Source organism: Chryseobacterium sp. AC405b (assembly GCF_979258685.1).
On sequence record NZ_OZ409877.1, the window covers coordinates 2965387 to 2986726 of the forward strand.

At 34.9% G+C, this 21340-nt stretch carries 17 protein-coding genes; 11 read left to right on the plus strand and 6 right to left on the minus strand.

Annotation, left to right across the window (positions count from 1 at the left end):
* Positions 1–120: 120 nt before the first annotated feature.
* From ACZZZA_RS14240 to glgB, 4 genes are all read right to left on the minus strand, one after another.
* Positions 121–1164, minus strand: coding sequence for an SRPBCC family protein (locus ACZZZA_RS14240; RefSeq protein ID WP_463432835.1), 1044 nt, complete (start codon positions 1162–1164; stop codon positions 121–123).
* 68 nt (positions 1165–1232) lie between these two features.
* The gene (locus tag ACZZZA_RS14245) at positions 1233–2501 is read right to left on the minus strand and encodes a glucose-1-phosphate adenylyltransferase (protein ID WP_463432837.1); all 1269 of its coding nucleotides are present in this window, start codon (positions 2499–2501) and stop codon (positions 1233–1235) included.
* 56 nt (positions 2502–2557) lie between these two features.
* Positions 2558–3964, minus strand: coding sequence for a glycogen synthase (locus ACZZZA_RS14250; protein WP_463432839.1), 1407 nt, complete (start codon positions 3962–3964; stop codon positions 2558–2560).
* Between the two features lie 2 nt (positions 3965–3966).
* The gene (gene glgB / locus ACZZZA_RS14255; RefSeq protein WP_463432841.1) at positions 3967–5913 is read right to left on the minus strand and encodes a 1,4-alpha-glucan branching protein GlgB; all 1947 of its coding nucleotides are present in this window, start codon (positions 5911–5913) and stop codon (positions 3967–3969) included.
* Between the two features lie 214 nt (positions 5914–6127).
* On the opposite strand from glgB, the gene ACZZZA_RS14260 reads away from it, so the two are divergent.
* The 8 genes from ACZZZA_RS14260 (at position 6128) to ACZZZA_RS14295 (ending at position 15303) form a co-directional block, all read left to right on the plus strand.
* A complete protein-coding gene (locus ACZZZA_RS14260) occupies positions 6128–7249 on the plus strand; it encodes an alpha/beta hydrolase (RefSeq protein WP_463432843.1) in 1122 nt (373 codons plus the stop codon).
* A gap of 3 nt (positions 7250–7252) precedes the next feature.
* Complete coding sequence (locus tag ACZZZA_RS14265) at positions 7253–8668, plus strand: M17 family metallopeptidase (RefSeq protein ID WP_463432845.1); 1416 nt, start codon at positions 7253–7255, stop codon at positions 8666–8668.
* A 140-nt stretch (positions 8669–8808) separates the two neighbouring features.
* Complete coding sequence (locus tag ACZZZA_RS14270; protein WP_463432847.1) at positions 8809–10020, plus strand: ATP-grasp domain-containing protein; 1212 nt, start codon at positions 8809–8811, stop codon at positions 10018–10020.
* A 301-nt stretch (positions 10021–10321) separates the two neighbouring features.
* Positions 10322–11035, plus strand: a complete 714-nt coding sequence (locus ACZZZA_RS14275; RefSeq protein ID WP_463432849.1) for an alpha/beta hydrolase-fold protein — start codon at positions 10322–10324, stop codon at positions 11033–11035.
* 48 nt (positions 11036–11083) lie between these two features.
* On the plus strand, positions 11084–12037 hold the full coding sequence (locus tag ACZZZA_RS14280) for an ATP-grasp domain-containing protein (protein ID WP_463432851.1): 954 nt from the start codon (positions 11084–11086) through the stop codon (positions 12035–12037).
* A 23-nt stretch (positions 12038–12060) separates the two neighbouring features.
* Positions 12061–13179 (plus strand): carboxylate-amine ligase, encoded by a 1119-nt coding sequence (locus tag ACZZZA_RS14285; RefSeq protein WP_463432853.1) that lies wholly within the window; start codon positions 12061–12063, stop codon positions 13177–13179.
* A 33-nt stretch (positions 13180–13212) separates the two neighbouring features.
* Positions 13213–14046: a type 1 glutamine amidotransferase gene (locus tag ACZZZA_RS14290; RefSeq protein ID WP_463432855.1), complete on the plus strand. Its 834-nt coding sequence runs from the start codon at positions 13213–13215 to the stop codon at positions 14044–14046.
* A gap of 75 nt (positions 14047–14121) precedes the next feature.
* Positions 14122–15303 carry a hypothetical protein gene (locus tag ACZZZA_RS14295; protein ID WP_463432857.1) on the plus strand — a complete coding sequence of 394 codons (1182 nt, stop codon included), beginning with the start codon at positions 14122–14124 and terminating at the stop codon, positions 15301–15303.
* Between the two features lie 84 nt (positions 15304–15387).
* On the opposite strand, the gene cphA is transcribed toward ACZZZA_RS14295, so the two are convergent.
* The gene (gene cphA, locus ACZZZA_RS14300) at positions 15388–18015 is read right to left on the minus strand and encodes a cyanophycin synthetase (RefSeq protein ID WP_463432859.1); all 2628 of its coding nucleotides are present in this window, start codon (positions 18013–18015) and stop codon (positions 15388–15390) included.
* Positions 18016–18213: 198 nt separating this feature from the next.
* On the opposite strand from cphA, the gene ACZZZA_RS14305 reads away from it, so the two are divergent.
* From ACZZZA_RS14305 to ACZZZA_RS14315, 3 genes are all read left to right on the plus strand, one after another.
* Complete coding sequence (locus ACZZZA_RS14305) at positions 18214–19098, plus strand: cyanophycinase (RefSeq protein WP_463432861.1); 885 nt, start codon at positions 18214–18216, stop codon at positions 19096–19098.
* Between the two features lie 99 nt (positions 19099–19197).
* Positions 19198–20040 (plus strand): isoaspartyl peptidase/L-asparaginase, encoded by an 843-nt coding sequence (locus tag ACZZZA_RS14310; RefSeq protein ID WP_463432863.1) that lies wholly within the window; start codon positions 19198–19200, stop codon positions 20038–20040.
* Positions 20041–20135: 95 nt separating this feature from the next.
* Positions 20136–20378, plus strand: a complete 243-nt coding sequence (locus ACZZZA_RS14315; RefSeq protein WP_463432865.1) for a YtxH domain-containing protein — start codon at positions 20136–20138, stop codon at positions 20376–20378.
* Here ACZZZA_RS14315 and ACZZZA_RS14320 read toward each other — a convergent pair.
* Entirely contained in the window at positions 20367–21224 is an 858-nt protein-coding gene (locus ACZZZA_RS14320; protein WP_463432867.1) for a class I SAM-dependent methyltransferase, read from the minus strand. The two genes, ACZZZA_RS14315 and ACZZZA_RS14320, sit on opposite strands and share 12 nt — an antisense overlap.
* Positions 21225–21340 lie beyond the last annotated feature (116 nt).

A 21340-nucleotide genomic window follows, 5' to 3' on the forward strand; every position in this document is an offset into this window, starting at 1 on the left:
TACAGTTTATCTTTTATTAAATTTTGTTAAACGTATTAATCTTCAAATTTAATAAAAAAAACCGACTTGGGACAGCCTCAAACTATTAAAAAAAACATAAACGAATGATTTGTATCATATTTATTTATAAACAGATAGAGAAAGCTTCATATTGACGTCCTGACCTTCCAGAGGCTGCTCTATGAAAGTCTGATAAATGTCTCCATATCGCATTTCGTCGGCTTTGGCTTTTTGCATCAGCTGTTGAATTGCTTTTACTCTTCCGGGATAAGTTCCTTTATAATAAATCACATAATTTTGAGTAGAACTCACCGATCTGAAGCTAAAATTATTATCATTAACTCCAATTTTTTTAGACAAAGGAATTCCAAAATAATAAGAAACTTCATTATCCTTAAAATTATCTGCATCGGTAATCAAAATAGGGTAACCCAATTCATCATCTTTTTTGCCTAGATCCATCGTGACAAAATTGTAGACTTTATTGTAATTCATCACAATATTTCTGTACAATGCATCTTTTTTATTAGACGTGCTTACGCTGATTCCCAAAAGCATTCTGGCCTCTTCTTTCTCAACCATCAGCGTGTCATATTTTATGGATGCCATCTGATTGTCTTTTGAAACTTTATTGCCAAGAACATTTTTGAGATTCACCATACTTTTATCAATATTGTCGGTAAATTTATCTTCGGTCCAGAAATTCTGAGCTCTTGTGAGAACAGATAATTTCGGAGTATGTACAAACCATGTGATCTTTGTCTTTTCTGCAGAAACCAGGGTAAATTTCACATCAATTAAAGTTGGGTTTTCATCTTCATCCTCAAAAAGCTGATATCTTAATGTTTTATTGGGATTTTCGTAGCGAATAAACATTTCACCGCCATCTTCACTTTTAGGATCATTGTAGCTGATTGCACTTCCCTGTCCTTCATACGGCGTATAATAATCAATCGTAATCGACTTTGATTGGGTGAAAAAATTATTCCATCTTGTGAAATTCTGCAGATTATTAAACTGATTAAAAACTTTTTCTAAAGGAAAATTTACTTCTTTTTCTATTTTAAAACTTTTGCTTTCATCCACAAAATAATACATAGAAGCTGCATAAGCTCCCACAAGCAAAGTGATAATAACGGCTAGAAATTTGAAAAAACGCATCATACAAAAGTAATACAAATAAAAAAAGTGACCAATATATTGATCACTCTTGTTGTTATGTTTTTGAATTACTATCCGATATGAGTTCCGGGTTGTAATACTGCTCCTTTTTTCACGCAGACAATTCCGTCCTGTACAGAATAGGTACCGTAATCTCCGTCTTTCAGATGTCTTCCTCCGATGATTCTTACGTTATCGCCAATGTAGCAGTTTTTATCTAAGATTGCTTTTTCAATATAACAGTATTTTCCGATTCCCATGTTGGGTTGTCCTTTGCTGTCATTGTGTACAATTTCTGTTGTTTTTTGATAAAAATCTGCTCCCATCACATAAGAATTGACGATGGTGCTTCCTTTATCGATTCTTGTTCTGTTTCCGATTACAGAATTTTCAATTTTATCTGCTAAAATGATACACCCATCGCCAAAAACAGCCTTACTCACGTAAGATCCGTTGATCTTTGAAGGGGGAAGCATTCTGGCTCTTGTATAAATCGGTGAAGATGAAAACAGATTAAACTGGGGGAAATCCTGACAAAGATCGATATTGGCTTCGTAGAAAGATTCTATGGTTCCGATATCTGTCCAGTAACCTTCATATTGATAACTTAGAGTACTGTACTTCCCTATTGAACTTGGGATAATGTCTTTTCCGAAATCGTCACCTGCACCATCTTCAAACATTTTTTTCAAGATCGTTTTAGTGAATATATAAATTCCCATTGATGCCAAATATTCTTTTCCTGCAGCTTTATTTTTCTCAGACACTTCAGACTGCAAACCATTTAACATCTCATAGCTTGGCTTTTCTATAAAAGAAGTGATATTTCCTTCTTCATCAGATTTTAAAATTCCGAAACCTGTAGCATCTTTTGCATTTACAGGAATTGTCGCTATAGTTACATCGCCGCCATTTTCTATATGGAAATCCAGCATCGCATTAAAATCCATCTGGTACAATTGATCTCCTGAAAGAATTAAGATATAGTCATAATCATATTTTTCTAAGTGTTTCATTGATTGGCGGACTGCATCTGCCGTACCCTGAAACCAGCTTTCGTTTTCCACGTTTTGCTCTGCAGCTAAAATATCTACAAATCCTTTGCTGAAAATATCAAAGTGATAGGAGTTTTTAATGTGTGAATTTAAAGATGCTGAATTAAACTGTGTTAAAACCAAGATTTTATTAAGTCCTGAATTTAAACAATTAGAAATAGGAATATCCACTAATCTGTACTTTCCGGCAATAGGAACTGCAGGTTTTGATCTCGAATAAGTTAACGGGAAAAGCCTTGTACCTCTTCCTCCTCCCAAAACGATTGAAATAACATTTGGATTCATAAATTTATTTGTGGTTTATCTTATTATTAGTAAATTTCTTTGACTTATTAATTTTTTCAGCTCTTATATAAAGCCAGGTATTTTTCTGCTGATTTCTCCCATGCAAAATCAAATTTCATATTGGAAAGCACCAAGTCATCCATAGCCTTTTTTTGATTGTAAATTGCAAGTCCACGAATCATAGCATGAATAATATCATCGACTCCTGGGTAAGTAAAATTCAAACCTGAACCGCCGGTAGAAATATCTTTTACAGTATCTCTCAATCCTCCGGTATAACTTACAACCGGAACCGTTCCGTAGCGCATTGCATACATTTGATTAAGACCACAAGGCTCTACTCTGGAAGGCATCAACAAAAAATCTGCCGAAGCGTATATTTTATGAGATAAATGTTCTTTATATCCAATATCTGTTGCAAAATTGGCATAAACGTAATTTAATTCTTTTAATTTATCTTCAATATAAGAATTTCCTGAACCTAAAACAATGATGTTTAAAGCCCCATACGTTTGCTTGATACTTCTCCAGACAACTTCGGGAAGTAAATCTGCTCCTTTTTCTGTAGCGAATCTTCCGATGAAAGCAAAAAGTGGCAAATCAGGATTCAGACCATATTCTTTACAAAGTTTTTCTTTGTTTTTCTTTTTGATCTTAAGTACATTTTTCTCATTATAATTAAAATCAAGCATAGGATCGATTTGGGGATTCCAGACGTCGGTATCAATTCCGTTGATGATTCCGTAGGCTTTTCCAAACTCGTCACGCACAAGACTTTCCAAACCTTTAAAACTTACAAACAGCTCTTCCAGATATCCTTCTGAAACTGTTGTGAAAGAGGTACAACACTTAATCATACTTGCCAGAGGATTGATAAACCCGTTCCAATCTAACAATCCCCATTTGTGATGGTCAAATACAGGCATAAAATGAATCATATCCCAACGCATCATTCCCTGATATTCACCATTGTGAATGGTTCCGATGGTTTTTGTACCTTTTAAAAACTCAAATTCAGGACAATGTTCTACCATAAAAGGAACCAGACCTGTATGATAGTCGTGGCAATGTAAAACATCCGGACGAATCTGCATAGCAGTCAGCCAATGCAAAACACCGTGCTGAAATGCTAAAAACTGAAAACTTTCATCCTGATATCCATAGGGATTTTCCCGATCCAACAGTCCGGGAATTTTAACCAAAAACAATTCAAACCCTAAAGTATTGGTTTTTTCTTTCATGACCTGAACCTGGAGCATATTTTGTCCCTGATGAATGAAGCCATCAAAAACAACATCAAACTCGTGGTCGTACACAAAAGATTTATTGTACCAAGGCATCACCACTTTGGCGTCAACATCTTTCATCTTGTTCTGATACTTCGGCAAAGCTCCCACAACATCAGCCAAACCTCCTACTTTGGCAACGGGATAACATTCTGTACTAAGGTGATAAATTGTCATTATTATTTTTTGTGTTGTTTTATTCTTAGAATTTTATATTTCTTATCTTTTTTCATTTTCAAAACTAAACCGGCAAGTGGCGGCAGCTTTAGGAAAATAGATTTCGGGCGGTTCATCCATTCTTCATTTTCTTCTTTAAATATGGTAGTTACTACCCCACTTCCGCCATATTGTTCGTCATCAGAATTGAAAATTACTTCCCATTCTGATCCGGCATTTACTCCTATTTTATAATCAAATGTATTGGGAGTAAGATTTAAAATAACCATCAATACATCATCTTTTTTCTTTCCTTTTCTTAAATAAATTAAAACAGAATTATCTGTATCATCAGCTTCTACCCATTCAAAACCATCTGAATTAAATTGATTTTCATAAAAAGCTTTCTGATCTTTATACAAAAAATTTAAATCTTTAACCAAATTCTGCAGACCTTTATGTACAGGAAAATCAAGCAAATGCCAGTTGATACTTTGTTTAAAATTCCATTCTGAGGTTTGCCCGAACTCATCACCCATAAAAAGCAATTTTGCACCCGGATGCGTATACATATATACAAATAGTGCTCTGAGATTGGCAAATTTTTGCCATTCGTCACCTTTCATTTTATAAATCAGGCTCGCTTTTCCGTGTACCACTTCATCATGAGACAGAGGCATCATATAGTTTTCATTAAACATATACATGGATGCAAACGTAAGTTTATGATGATGATACTTCCTGCTTTCGTGCTCTTCTTTAAAGTAATCTAATGTATCGTGCATCCAGCCCATCATCCACTTCATTCCGAAACCTACACCGCCGTCATGAACAGGTTTTGTAAGCAACGGAAAATCTGAACTTTCTTCTGCAATGGTGATGATACTGTTTCCAAATTCTTTATAAACGGCAGTATTAAATTCCTGTAAAAAAGCTTTCGCTTCAAGATTGACATTGTCACCGTAAATATTAGGTTCCCATTCGCCTTCATTTCTTGAATAATCTAAGTGAAGCATAGATGTTACCGCATCTACACGCAACCCATCCGCATGATATCGATCAAGCCAAAACATGGCATTGGAAATCAAGAAAGATTTAACTTCATTCCTTCCGTAATTGAAAATATAAGATTTCCAATCCGGGTGAAAACCTTTTCTAGGATCTTCATGCTCGTACAAGTAACTTCCGTCAAAACGGTGCAGACCATTGGCATCACCCGGAAAATGTGAAGGAACCCAATCCAGGATTACTCCGATGTCATTTTTGTGAAGTTCATTAATTAAAAACATTAAATCCTGTGGCGAACCAAATCGTGAAGTGGCAGCGAAGAAACCCGTAATCTGATATCCCCAGCTTGGATCATATGGATATTCCATCACGGGCATAAATTCCACATGGGTAAAACCCATATATTTGACATAAGGAATCAATTTGGCAGCAATCTCTCTGTAATTTAAAAAATCTTCAGGATGTTCTGAATCTCTATACCAGGAAGCTAAATGTATTTCATAAAGAGATAAAGGTGCTTCCAAACTGTTGTTTTTCCAGCGTTTTTCCAGCCATTCTTCGTCATCCCATTCATACCAATTGGTTGAAACTAATGATGCAGCCTGCAGATTCTGTTCCCAACTTAAAGCATAAGGATCGCTTTTTTCTAAAATTTTGCCTAAACTTTCTATAGCATATTTATACAGAGTTCCCCAAGTAAGCCCTGCAATAAAGCCTTCCCAAATCCCCGAACCGTCCCATCGTGGGAAAAGAATGTGATCTTGATGATTCCAGTTGTTGAAATTCCCAATCACTGAAACTTTTTTGGCATTAGGAGCCCAAACTGAAAAATACACGCCTTTCACTCCGTCTTTTTCCACAGAATGCGCCCCGAATTTTTCGTACAGCCGATAATGTTTACCTTCACGAAATAGGTAAATATCATGATCTGTGAAAAGAGAATAGGTTTTTACCGAGTTCATCATAATGTTTTTCAGTCAAAAGATCATAAATAATGATTGCTGAAAGCTGAATATCATTTTATTCAGACATTTTATACAAAACATATCGATGACTATCAAATATATAAATAATTCCTTTGTTAAAGAGCGTTTTTTATTAATTTTAATTCAAGTATATAAAAAGATTTTTTATACATTTATGAGTTAATATAATTACATACTTTTCAACACAAATATGAAGTTTACACTTTACACCGATGAGGCGGACGAAAGACCAATCTACATAACCGGAAATTTCAACACATGGAATCCTAAAGATTCTCGCTATCAATTGATACAGATAGACCAGAATAATTATTACATAGAAATATTTGATGATTTTCTTCCTGAAATTATTGAGTTTAAATTTACAAAAGGCGGATGGGAAAATGTAGAGCTTGATCTTTATGGAAGCATTACACCAAACAAAAAGGTGGCAAAATCTACAGGAGAATTTTCTCATAAAGTTGAAAAGTGGAGATACAATTGGGGACCTTTTAAAGAAGAATTTTATCCGATTGTTGAGATCATCTCTGACGAATTTTATATCCCACAATTAGACAGACATCGTAAGGTTTGGGCACTTTTGCCTTATGACTATTATGTTTCAGACAAAAATTATCCTGTACTCTATCTTCAGGATGCACAAAATTTGTTCAATGAAGGAAGTCCTTACGGCAACTGGGAAATTGACAAAAAACTTTCTATTCTGGCAGAATATGGTCGCGGAGATGTAATCATTATTGCTGTAGAACACGGTAGCGAAGAAAGAATTAAAGAATACATTTTCGATAATGATAATATTGCGAACGGTTCTGAAGGAAAAAAGTACATCCGTTTTATTACCGATACCTTAAAACCTTTTGTTGACGAACACTACCGCACCAAAAAAGATCGTGATAACACAGGAATTGGCGGGAGTTCTTTGGGTGCTTTAATCAGTATCTACAGCGGATTTTTATATCCTGAAGTATATTCAAAACTCTTAATTTTTTCTCCGTCACTTTGGGTAGAACCGAATAATAATTTCCCTATGATGAGTTTCAGAGTTCCTTTTAAAACTAAAATTTATCTTTACGGCGGAGAACAGGAAGGCTCTAAAATGGTCAAAAGAATACAGGTTTTCGAAAATTATCTGAAAAGATGGGGAAAGAAAAATCTTTTTGATTTTGAATTCAAAACCAACATCAATCCCGAAGGCTCTCACAACGAATTTTATTGGTCTCAGGAATTTCCGAGAGCCATAGAATGGCTTTTTTACAACAACACAGAAAATCCGGTGGAAGTTACACCGCATCAGGAAACAATTAAAAATTAAAAAATGAAGCTACTAAATAATATAAATAAAAACTACGCACAAATTTTCGAATTATTCACAGAAGAATCGTGGACAAAAAACAATAAAAATTACAATAAAAATATATCGCTTCTATTTTCAGGTAAGAAAAATGAAGTTTTCGTTGATGCAAAAGAAGATTCGATTACCTATTTTATAGGACTTGGAAAAGCCGATATTCAGAATTTTGAATTTCAACAGGTTGCTATGAAATTTTCTCAGGCTCAGAAAAAAAACCTTCAACCTGTTTCTACTTTAATTTTAGCTGATTTCATTAATGAAAAACAGTTTGAAGAATTTATAAAAGGGCTTTTTCTCGGAACTTATAACTATCCATTTGAAAAAAGCCACCCTTTCTGGAACGAAAAATTTGAATTTCATTTTAAAAATCTAAGCCAGAAAAAGCTGGATGTCATCAGAGACAAGACAGATGCTATCTGTGAAGGACAAACTGCATGTCAGGATTGGTTAAATAAACCTGCGAATTTTAAAAAACCCGATTTAATTAATTTATATCTTAAAAATTTAGCTAAAAAAAATAAGCTGAAATACACTGTTTTCAACAGAAAAAAATGTGAAGAATTGGGATTAGGAGCTTTCCTTTCTGTTAACCAGGGAAGTGCGCATGATGCAGCATTTACTATTTTAGAATATAAAACAACCGTAAAAAATGCAAAGACTTTCGGATTGGTGGGCAAATGTGTGTTGTTTGACACCGGCGGAATTTCCATCAAAGCCTCAGACAATATGCACTACATGAAATCTGACATGGGCGGAGCAACGGCAGTGATTGGAGCATTAATCTATGCCTCACAGATGAAATTACCGGTAAATATCGTTGCAATTTTACCAATTACAGATAATGCAGTTTCAGAAAATGCTTATTTACCGAGCGATGTCATCACCGCTTACAACGGAAAAACAATCGAAGTTTTAAATACCGATGCTGAAGGAAGAATGACTTTGGCAGACGGACTTTCTTATTTGTCTAGAAATTATAAAACAGATATTCTTATTGATTTGGCAACGCTCACGGGAAGTTCGGTAAGAATGTTTGGAGATACTTGTGGAGCTCTGTTTTCTAATAATGAAAGATTAAAAAATCTGTTGATAAAATCTGGAGATAAAACGAACCAGAGAGTCTGGAATTTACCACTATGGGACATTTGGAAAGATGATTTTACATCTGATGTTGCCGATTTTAAAAACATTTCTATGAAACCTATCGGCGACTGTATTGTTGCTGCAAAATTTTTAGAACAATTCATTGAGGCGCATCCCAACTGGGCACACCTCGATATTGCAGGAGTCGCTTTTGGAAATGTAGGATATGCTAAAGACAAGGCCGCAACAGGCTACGGCGTTCAATTATTAGCCGATTTAATTGAAAATTATCATTAAAAATTAGTTTATTTCGAAATTTCTCTGTATAATTGATTAGTGATTTTCAAATACGCATTAATAGTTGACTTTTAGCATTAAAACATCAACAATGAATAGCTTTTATTTTTGAATATTCATCAAAATTAAAAAAACATTATATGGAGGAGAAAACTATTGTATGCATTTCGTGCTATTACAAAGGCTACGACTTTATGGATGAGATGAAAAGACTCGGAAATAAAGTAATTTTGGTAACATCGGAAAACCTCAAAGAAAAGAACTGGCCGTGGAAAGCCATTGACGAAGTTTTTTATATGCCCGAGATGAAACCGTCTGTCTGGAATTTGGATCATCTTGTACAGGGATTTTCACACTTGATGAAAACCCGTAAGGTTGATGCTGTGATCGCATTAGATGATTATGATGTTGAAAAAGCTGCATTAATACGCGAGACATTCCGTATTCCCGGGATGGGACAAACCACTCACCGTTATTTCAGAGACAAACTGGCAATGCGCCAAAAGGCTAAAGATACCGGAATCAATGTTCCGGAATTCACCGCTGTTTTTAATGATCATGAAGTTGAAAATTTCATCAATAAAGTTCCTGCTCCTTGGGTTTTGAAACCACGCTCTGAAGCTTCGGCATCCGGAATCAAAAAGCTAAAAACTAAAGAAGAACTTTGGGATGCTTTAGAAAAATTGGGAGAAGAGCGTCATTTATTCCTGCTAGAAAGTTTTAAACCGGGCGATGTTTATCACGTTGACAGTTTAACTTTTAATAAACAAATCGTTTTCACTTCTGCCTCAAAGTATCTTGCACCACCAATGGAGGTTTCTCATGAAGGCGGAGTTTTCAGAACTAAAACTTTAGGAAGATATTCAGAAGAATTTAAAGCACTGGATGATGCGAATACAAAAGTTCTTATGAATTTTGGCTTACTCAACGGTGCAACTCACACAGAATTTATCCGTGGCAAAGAAGATGGAAAATGGTATTTCCTGGAGACATCTTCAAGAGTCGGAGGTGCGCATATTCCTGATTTGGTAGAAGCTTCCAGTAATATCAACATCTGGCGTGAATGGGCAAAAATAGAAGATGCACTTTTAAGGGGAAAGAAATATGAAGTTGCAAAACCTACAGGATATTATTCAGGATTAATTGTGGCTTTGATTAAAGATAAAGAACCCGATTATAATCAGTTTGAGTGTGACGAAGTGGTGAAATTTCTTCCCATTGATTATCATGTAGGAATTGTTTATAAATCAACAGATTCTGACAAAGTGATAGAAAGACTTGACGGTGCTGCTGAAAAAATTCATGCACATCTTCTCAATATAATTCCACCCAAAGAAAAACCGTCTGCGTAATGATTAGTTATGAATAATTTAATTGATATTCAAGAAATAATTAACCTTATAAAACTAAATTTACCACAAAATTTATATCTAACTAAAGATTTAAAAGCCGAAAACGGAAGTTGGGAAAGCAGGGCTTATTACATCTACAAACGCAAATAAGTTGGGAGCAGAATGGCAATTTCAGGAAAACGTAATTCTAGAACATAAAAAATTCGGAACAATTGTTCTGGACATTTTAAAAGATAAACGTGTTGGCGGAATCGAATTTATAAAGTTCATTTAGTTAAAAAAACTCAAAAATTAAATTAAAATGGCACATATAGAACATACAGATTATTACTCAAATATATTAGGAATAAGCCTTAAAGTAGAAATTACAGGACATTTCGGTTATCCTATTATTATGTTCCCTACTTCTCAAGGACAATATACTCAAAATCATGACTTTCATCTGAACAGCAGCATCAATTATTTTATTGAACAGGGAAAAGTTAAATTATACAACATTCAAACGATTGATGCGTGGAGTTTTTATGACGAAAATATTTCACCACAACAGAGAATCAGAAATTATGAAAAATATGTGCAGTTTCTTATTCAGGAGTTTGTGCCTTATATTCAAAAGCTTCACGGCACTCATCGAGTAGCAGTGGCAGGAGCTAGTTTTGGTGGCTATCATGCTGCTAATTTTGCATTCAGATTTCCAGATGTAGTTTCTCATTTATTCTGTCTTTCAGGAGCTTTCAGCATAAGAAATTTTATGGACGGAATCTCTGACGAACTTATTTACTTTAACTGCCCAAGAGAGTTTCTAAAAAATGATGAAGCATGGAAATACAAACACATGCACATTGTTTTGAGCACATCAGATGAAGATATTTGCAAAGATAAAAATGTAGAAATGGCGGGAATTCTCCGTTCAAAAGGAATTGATTTCTGGTATGATGAAAAAAAGTGGATCAATCACGACTGGCCACTCTGGAGAATGGCATTTCCTAATTATATAGGGACTTTCTTTTCTTAAAATTTAAATAATTATAAATAAATAATACACCACTAAAAAAGACAAATTATGGCAAAAAAAGTAGGAATTTTATTCGGAATGGAAGATACGTTTCCGTGGGCATTTATTGATAAAGTAAATGAGATGGGAAAAGGAGAAATCATAGCGGAAGCAGTGACCATAGATAAATTGGAACAAGGTGCAGATTATGGATATGCTGTAATTATTGACAGAATTTCTCAGGACGTTCCTTTTTACAGAGCTTATCTTAAAAATGCAGCATTAAACGGTACTTACGTTATCAATAATCCATTTTGGTGGAGTGCAGATGAAAAGTTTTTCAACAATGCTTTAATGTCTAAATTAGGTATTCCGTTACCAAATACAGTTTTGTTGCCTTCACACGAAAGACCGACTGATACTTCGGAAACATCATTTAGAAACCTGAAATTCCCTCACGATTGGGATTATATTTTCAACTATGTAGGATTTCCTGCCTACATGAAACCCCACGACGGTGGCGGCTGGAAAAGCGTTTACAGAGTAGAAAGTCCGGAAGATCTTTGGGATAAATTATCTGAAACCGAGCAGTTAGTCATGATGGTTCAGGAAGAAATTGTATTTCAGGATTATTACAGAGTGTACTGTTTGGGCAAAAAATATGTTCACATTATGCCTTACGAACCTAGAAATCCTCATCATTTAAGATATGCTACAACTCATCAGACAGAAGGTAAAGATCTGGAAAAACTGTTAAAAGTAATTCATGATTATACCATAAAAATGAATGAGGCTTTAGGATATGACTTTAATACGGTAGAATTTGCTGTGAGAGACGGAATTCCTTATGCAATCGACTTCTGTAATCCTGCACCGGATGCAGACAGAAACTCTGTGGGTGAAGAAAACTTTGCCTGGATTGTAGAGCATTCTGCAAAATTGGCAATCGAAAAAGCAAAAGAATATGTTCCGGGGAAACAGAATATTTCTTGGGGAACTTTTGTGAAAGATTCAGTAAAATAAACTAAAAAAAACACAGAAAAAAAATGCATCAGTTTACTATTGGTATAGAAGAAGAATATCAGATCATCGATTTAGAAAGCAGAGATTTGGTATCTCATGTTTCAAAAATTATTGAAGGTGGCAAAGCGGTTTTAAGTGAAAACTTAAAGCACGAAATGCACGAATCTATGATTGAAATGGAAACAGGAATTTGCCAGAACATTCAGGAGGCTCAAGCCGAATTAACCAATCTGAGAAGGCATCTCATCAATACCGCTCATGAGCAGGGACTACGTGTTTCCGGGGGAGGAACGCATCCCTTTTCAAACTGGGAACACAATACCATTACAAATGGTGAGCGCTATAACAAGATTGTAGATGATATGGGTGATGTTGCCCGTGGAAATCTTATTTTCGGACTGCACGTTCATATTGGTATTCCTAATCGTGAAGAAGGAGTAAGGATCCAGAATGTGATGAGGTATTTCCTTCCGCACGTTTATGCATTATCTGTGAATTCTCCTTTTTGGATTGGAAGAAATACTGGCTTCAGATCTTACAGACAGGAAATTTTCGTGAAATTTCCAAGAACAGGAATTCCTAGTTATTTCAATTCTCTGGCAGAATTTGACAGCTATGTCGATCTTCTTGTAAAAACAGGAACTATAGACAATGCTAAAAAAATATGGTGGGATTTGCGTGTACATCCCTTCTACCCTACAATTGAGTTCAGAATTTGTGATATGCCTTTGAGAATTGACGAAACTGTTTGTCTGGCTGCAATTATGCAAAGTTTGGTTGCTAAAATTTATAAACTTCACCAGCAGAATTTAAGTTTCAGAAGTTACAGAAGATTATTGCTTAATGAAAATAAATGGAGGGCTTCAAGAGACGGAATTCATTCTCAATTAATTGATTTCGGTAAAGAAGAATCGGTTCCTTATGCAGATTTGCTAAAAGAATTGCTTGAATTTATTGATGATGTAGTAGATGATTTAGGATGCAGAAAAGAGGTAGAATATGCATGGACAATATTAGAAAACGGAACGGGTGCAGACAGACAACTTGCAGTGTATAAAGAAACAGGTGATCTTAAGAAAGTCGTTGATTATATGATCTCTGAGACAGAATACGGCATTACCCACAGTCAGTCTGCTCTATAATATTTTTAATAACTTTGCATAAAATATGAAGTTATGAAAGATGTAAAAATTGCTTTGCTTGACATGAATAACAACAATGTTAACCAGGGATTTAAAAATATTAAAGAAATTTCTGAGGCATTCAAGCAGCAGTCTGAAGAAAATATAAGCATTGAAATTTTTGATGTAAGATTTAAAAATGAAATGCCCAACGTAGAAGATTTTGACATCTTCATTTCATCTGGAGGTCCGGGAAATCCGCATCGTGAGGGGTTTGAATGGGAAGAAAAATTTTCTCGTTTTTTGGATTCGGTTTACGAACATAATCAAAAAAATGAATCGAAAAAATATTTGTTTTTAATCTGCCATTCATTTCAGCTGGCGAGTATACACTGGAAACTGGGAAACATCTGCAAGAGAAATTCTTATTCTTTCGGTGTAATGCCGATGCATAAGACTGATGAAGGTAACAAAGAATTTTTATTTAAAAATCTTCCGGAGCCGTTTTATGCGGTAGATTCCAGAGCTTACCAGTTTATAGAACCTGATCTTGATCGTTTTGAAGAATTGGGGATGAAAATTGTGGCAATTGAAAAATTTCGTCCTCACATCAATTTTGAAAGAGCAGTAATGGCAATACGTTTTTCAGAGGAGATTTTTGGCACCCAGTTTCATCCGGAGGCCAATCCTGCAGGGATGATTGAAAATCTGAAAGACGAAAAGAATAAAGCAGCTATGATCGAAAATTTCGGCATGGAAAAATATCTGGAAACTATTGACAGAATGGATGATAAAGAAAAAATTCTTTTGACACAAGCTCAGATTTTGCCTAGATTTTTAAGGTTTGCAAAAAAAAACATTTTGAATGAAACTGAAGCTATGGCTTAAATTTTAATTCAGATAAACCAATTATAAGAATCGAGCATCAAATGCTCGATTTTTTAAAATCACAAAGAAAAAATTATGATTCCAAAATACAGAAAACAATTTAATCAGGAGTTTACACAGGAAAAATACAAGCATTTTAATAAAATTCTTGAGCAAAAAAGCGGTTTAACACCCGGATTCAGGCTTTCTGAAAGTCCGATGTTTCTTTCCAACGAATTCAAAAATAAACTGATTGATGCGAGTGAAAGTATAATTGACCAAATCAAAGCTTTACCTCCGGGAACTTTAGAAAAAGCCATTCCCGAAAATTGTAAAGTTCCCAATGATACAGCACAACCTCATTTCTTTACCATTGATTTTGGAATTTGCCGAAGCGAAAATGGTGAAATTGAACCTCAGCTTATAGAATTGCAGGCTTTTCCTTCTCTGTATGCTTTTCAGCAAGTTTATGAAGATACTTATTGTGAAGTCTATCCTTTTTTAAATGAAATAAGAAGCAAATTACCTCATGAAGAATTCCGTAGTTATATTAAAGATTTGATTGTTGGTGATGAAAATCCTGAAAATGTTATTCTCCTGGAAATTTTTCCTGAAAAACAAAAAACCTCAATTGATTTTGCTCTCACAGAAAAATTATTGGGAATAAAAACAGTATGTCTTACGAAAGTAAAAAAAGAAGGTAAAAAGTTATTCTACGAAAATAACGGTGAAAAAATTCAAATCAACAGAATTTACAACCGTGTGATTTTTGATGAGTTGGATCGAATTCCTAATCTTCAACTCGAATTTGATTTCCGTGAAGAGGCTGATGTAAAATGGATTACACACCCAAACTGGTTTTTTAAAATTTCTAAATTCCTGTTGCCAATGCTGAATCATCAGTTCGTTCCGAAAAGTTATTTCCTGCATGAATTTCCGGAAGGTGAAAATCTTGAAAATTTTGTTTTGAAACCTTTGTTTTCATTTGCCGGAAGCGGAGTCAATTTAAATCCTACAAAAGAAATTACTGATGCAATTGAGGATAAAGAAAATTATATTTTGCAAAGAAAAGTGACCTACGAACCTGTTTTTGAAGACATCAACGGAGAATTTTCAAAGGCTGAAATCCGTCTGCTTTATATTTGGAGAGATCAGGATGAGCGCCCGATTCTTCTGGAAAATTTGGGGAGAATGACAAAAGCAGCCATGGTGAATGTAGATTTTAATAAAAAAGATGCAATCTGGATTGGAAGTTCTAATGCGTTTTTTGTAGATTAATAAAAACAATAAAACCTTAGAGATCTCTAAGGTTTTATTGTTTTTATTTTCTGGGGCGGGCTAAAGCCCGCCCCAGAAATATTTTTAAATCTTACCATCCTCAAGCAACTCTCTCGCCTGATATTCCTGTACAAGATCAATTGCGTTCGAAATAACATCACTCAAAGCAGTAATGAAGGTTCCTTCTTCTGCCATTCCCATAGCATGTTTCAGGGCTTCAATTTCTTTAGGAATGGTCTCATAACTTACATCTCTTCCAGAAGTCTGCATTCCTTCGATAATCAAGCCGTTGATTTCTTCTTCAGTTCTTCCACGAAGATGTTTTTCGTTTCGGATAATAATATGATCAAACATTCTTCCGGCAATTTTTCCGCACAGTCTGATATCTTCATCTCTTCTATCTCCAACTCCAGAAATAATACCAATTTTTTTGGTTGATTCAACATTTTTAAGATAATCTTCAATCGCCTCGTATCCTGCAGGATTGTGAGCAAAATCTATTAAAACTTTAAAGTTTTTAAATTTAAAAATATTCAATCTTCCTGGTGTAAGTTGCGCACTCGGGATAAATGTTCTCAAAGAATTTGAAATATCTTCAATCCCGAAACCTTGAAGGTAACAAGCTAAGCTCGCTGCCAAAACATTATCGATCATGAATTTTGCCTTTCCTTCCATTGTGATCGGAAAATCTTTTGCCTTTCCGATTCTGATTTTCCAGTCGCCTTTCTTAATCGTTACAAAACCTTCTTCGTAAACGCAGGTTATTTTACCCTCTTTTGCGAACTTTTTGATGTATTCATTATTCTCATCCAAACTGAAAATAGCTACATTGCTTGGTAAATCATTAATGATTCGCATCGAATATTCATCCTGAGCATTTAAAACGCTCCATCCGTTTTTCTTTACGCTATCGAGAACTACCCTTTTTACTTTCGTTAAATCTTTAAGATTATGGATATCATTTAACCCTAAATGATCTTCTTTAATATTAGTCAAAACACCAATATCACATTGAGAAAATCCTAAACCGGAACGGAGAATTCCTCCTCTTGCCGTTTCCAGAACCGCAAATTCTACTGTTGGATCTTTTAAGATAAATTCTGCAGAAACAGGACCTGTAGTATCCCCTTTCGTCAACATTGTATTCTGAATATAAATACCGTCGGAAGTTGTAAAGCCTACTCTGTATCCATTATTTTTAACAATATGAGAAATCAATCTTGTTGTGGTTGTTTTACCATTCGTTCCTGTCACAGCAATGATCGGAATTGTAAAAGGTTTCCCTGGAGGATACAACATATCTACAACAGGTGCAGCTACGTTTCTCGGAAGACCTTCACTTGGAGCAAGATGCATTCTGAAACCAGGAGCAGCATTTACTTCGATAATGGCCCCACCACTTTCTTTTAAAGGCTGGGTAAGATTTTCTGCCATAATATCGATTCCGCAGACATCTAAGCCGATGATCTTAGAAATTCTTTCTGCCATCGTGATATTTTCCGGATGCACCATGTCGGTAACATCAATAGAAGTTCCGCCTGTAGAAAGATTTGCGGTTGATTTTAGATAAACAACTTCTCCTTTCTGCGGAATGGTTTCTAAGGTGTAATGCAGTTTATCAAGCAGTTCTGTAGTATCTTTGTCAATGCCTATTTCGGTAAGCACATTTTCGTGCCCATATCCTCTCCTGGTATCTTGATTTTCTTTATTAATTAATTGCTGAAGATTCATCTCACCATCACCAACCACATGAGCAGGAACTCTTCTTGCTGCGGCAACCATTTTATTGTTGATCACCAAAACTCTGAAATCATATCCTGTAATGTATTTTTCAACAATTACTTTATTAGAATATTTCTGAGCGTGTTCTAAACCAATTTTTGCAACCTCCCAATCATTCACATTAATAGAAGAACCTTTGCCATGATTACCATCCAGAGGTTTAATCACAACCGGATAGCCAATTTTATTGATAACACTTTGCAGCTGATCTTCATCTATCACTAAATCACCTGTAGGAACCGGAATTGCTGCGTCGTGGAGCATCCTTTTAGTCAATTCTTTATTGCAGGCAATATCTACAGCAATCGAGCTGGTATTTCCGGTAATTGTAGCCTGAAATCTCTGTTGATTGACTCCGTAACCTAATTGCACCAAAGAATTTGTGCCCAATCTGATCCACGGTATCTTTCTCGAAACTGCTTCTTGTACGATACTTCCGGTAGAAGGTCCCAGACGAACACGTTCCCTGATCTCTTTTAACCTTTGAATACACGCATTGATGTCATATTCCTCACCGTTTATTAGTGCATTGGCAATTTCTACAGCTTGTTCGGCTGCATATATTCCTGTATTTTCTTCAATATAATCAAATACAACATTATAAACACCCGGAGTTTTTGTTTCCCGTGTTCTTCCAAAGCCAGTTTCCATTCCTGCGAGAGTCTGAATTTCTAAAGCAATATGTTCAATCACATGACCCATCCAGGTTCCGGTTTCTACACGATGAAAAAAACCGCCATGTGTACCTTCAGAACATCGGTGAGTGATAAGTGAGGGAATGAGTTTTTCTATTCTTTCTCGAAAGCCTTCAATTTTATTGGTAGGAAAATTTTCCAACTCTTCAAGATCCAAACGCATTTGTATCAGCTTCTTTCTTCTAATACTCCAAATATTAGGACCCCTTAAAGCTTGTATTTTCTCAATTTTCATATTTTAATGACGTAATTTGTATTAATAAAAAATATCTTTTAAAATCAAAGATAATGTAAAAGCTTAAAAAAAACCACAGTCTGTTTAAAGATTTATTAAAAAAGTTTAAATTTCGTAATCAATTCAGAAGCAAAGCAAATACGATAAAAACCTCTTAATATTTCCGCAACAATTAATAATTTTCTAACTTTGCAAGCTATGAAACCTGTTGGAAAATTAATTATTATCGGTGGTGCTGTTAATAAAGGCAGTTTCTCCGAAACCGATTACGATCAGAACATTGAAAAAAATCTTAATTTTTTTGAGAGAGGAATTTTAAGAAAAATTATCACTGAGTCTAAAAACAAAGAAAATTCAATCATTGAAGTAATCACTACTGCATCACAGATCCCTCAAATTGTAGGTGCCGAATATAAAAAAGCTTTTGAATTTTTAGGAGCTAAAAATGTAAATATTCTTGATATTCATAACCGTGAAGAAGCTAATTCTGACGCTATTGTTGCACGAGCAAACGCTGCAGATGTAGTTATGTTCACAGGTGGCGATCAGCTGCGATTAACTTCTATTCTCGGAGGCACGAGATTTCACGATATTATTCTCCTTAAATATCTGGAGCAGGATTTTATCTACTCCGGAACTTCCGCAGGAGCTGCAGCAGCTTCTGAAAATATGATTTATCAGGGAAGCAGCTCTGAAGCTTTGTTGAAAGGTGAAATAAAAACGACACAAGGTTTAGGATTGATCGATAATGTTATCGTTGATACTCATTTTGTACAACGTGGAAGAATCGGACGTCTCTTTCAGGCTGTAGTCAACAATCCCAGGACTTTAGGAATCGGTTTAGGTGAAGATACCGGACTTTTCATCTACAACGATACCATGACTGCTGTCGGATCCGGACTTGTAATCATTGTTGATGGAAGATTTATTAAGGACACCAATCTTACGAATATCAATCTTGGTGAACCAATTTCTATTGATAATCTGACAGTTCATGTAATGTCGATGAATGACCATTATGATTTAACAACAAGAAAATTAACGATAGAAAATTCTCAATTTAATCCGATCCCGCAAACGTAAATTATGAGTAACAGTTGATGGTAATAAATGATTTTATTCTATTATAAATCATCAATTGTCTCTTATCAATTATATTTCATCAACCATCAATTATATTTTATGAAAATCATCATCCACGGAGGTTTTTTCTCTGAAAGCGACCAAAGCAATGAGGTAAAAACTGCCAAGCAAAATTCTTTAAAAGATATTGCTAAAAAATCATTTCAATATTTAGAATCTCATTCAGCTTTTGAAGCGGTTGCTTATGCTGTCTCACTTTTGGAAGATGATGAATTGTACAATGCCGGAATCGGCTCACAAATTCAAAGTGACGGTATTATACGAATGAGTGCAGCGATAATGGATGGTGCAACTCAAAAAATGAGTGGTGTTATCAATATTCAGGATGTGAAAAATCCGATTTTTGTGGCTAAAGATTTAATGAAAGAAGAGGATCGTGTTTTAGGTGGAAGCGGTGCCAAAAACTATGCTTCTGAACATGGTTTTAAAAACTTTTCAACTGAAATTCCTCAACGCAGAAAAGAGTACGAAGCAAAACTAAACAACGGCGGAAAAGGCACAGTTGGCTGCGTTGCCATGGATAAAGACGGTAAATTGGCAGTGGCAACTTCTACAGGTGGCAAAGGTTTTGAAATCCCCGGAAGAATTTCTGACTCTGCAACCGTAGCAGGTAATTATGCCAATGAGTTTTGTGCGGTTAGCTGTACAGGAGTTGGAGAAGATATTGTAAGTAACGCAACTGCAACAAAAATTGTAACCCGAGTTACTGACGGAATGGATATTAAAGAAGCGTTTGAGAAAACTTTTTCAGAACTAAAAACAATAGATGGTTTTGCAGGTGCGATTGCTATTGATAAAAAAGGAAATATTTATCATCAAGACTCTTACCCTACTATGGTTTTTGCAAGTTTTGACGGAGAAAATTTTGAAATGTTTAATTAAATTTTAACATTTATTTATCAATCCCAATAATTTTTTGGCACGTATTTTACATAGTAAGTTGTATAACAATTTAATATAACTTAAAATCAAAAATCATGGGAAATAAGACAAACGGTATTTTAGCTTTATTAGGATTAGGTGCTTTAGCTTATTGGAAATACAAAAAATCTACTCCGGAAGAGCAACAAGCTGTAAAGGACAAGATCAACAGTGCGAAAGACAACCTTAACAAATGGGGAAATGATTTGAAAACTAAAGCAAACGATGTTGCTTCACAGGCTCAAAATAAATTTGATGAAACGAAATCTAAAGTTGAAGATACAGCATCAAATATCTAATTTTAGATAACAAATTTTAATATTATTTACATTCATATAAAAGAAGTCATCATTACGATGACTTCTTTTTGCTTTTAATGCGTAAACTAACGGAATTTTGTTTCCGAATTTTTTGATTCTCCATTTGCCTTTTTCAAACTCTTCAACGTGCCTGAAACATGAATAGGGCGACCAGTCAAACTCGCTGAAGTTTTCCAGTATTAAATTTTTATTGATTAAATTTTGCAGGACATCAGACAAAGGATGATTCCATGAAATATAGTCCTGAACAATATCTGCGGAAGTATCTGCATATGTTCCTTCTGAGGTTTCTATCGGTTTTTCGTTAAAATAATTATAGGCCACTGCATTAAAATCATCATCGTACATCCAAACTACAGGATGAAATTCTGCCATGACAAATTCTCCTTCCGGCTTTAAAAAATGACTCACTACATTTGCCCATTTATCCAAATCCGGCAACCAGCCAATCGTTCCGTAACTTGTAAAAACGATGTCAAATTTTTCTTCTAAAATATTTGGAAGATTATACAAATCTGTGCAGATAAATTGGGTATCTGTTCTACACTGTTCTGCTAAATTTTTTGCCACATCAATGGCCTTATCAGACAAATCGATTCCGGTAACCTTAGCTCCCATTCTGGAAAGGGAAATAGAATCCTGACCAAAATGACACTGAAGATGCAAAATACTTTTACCTTTTAGGTCGCCTAAAAGTTCAAGTTCAATAGAATTAAGCGAAGTTCTTCCGTTCAGAAATTCATTGACAAAGTAGAAATCTGACTCCAGATGAGGTTCTACTCTAGCGTTCCATGAGTTTTTGTTAATTTCTAAATAATTTTTCATTGGTTTTTTTGTAAATATAAATTTTTTCAAATATTTACACAATAATATTTATCGAGTATAAATATCTTCAACAAAGCAACTATCTTTGAAAAAACGATAATGATGTGAAAAATCCG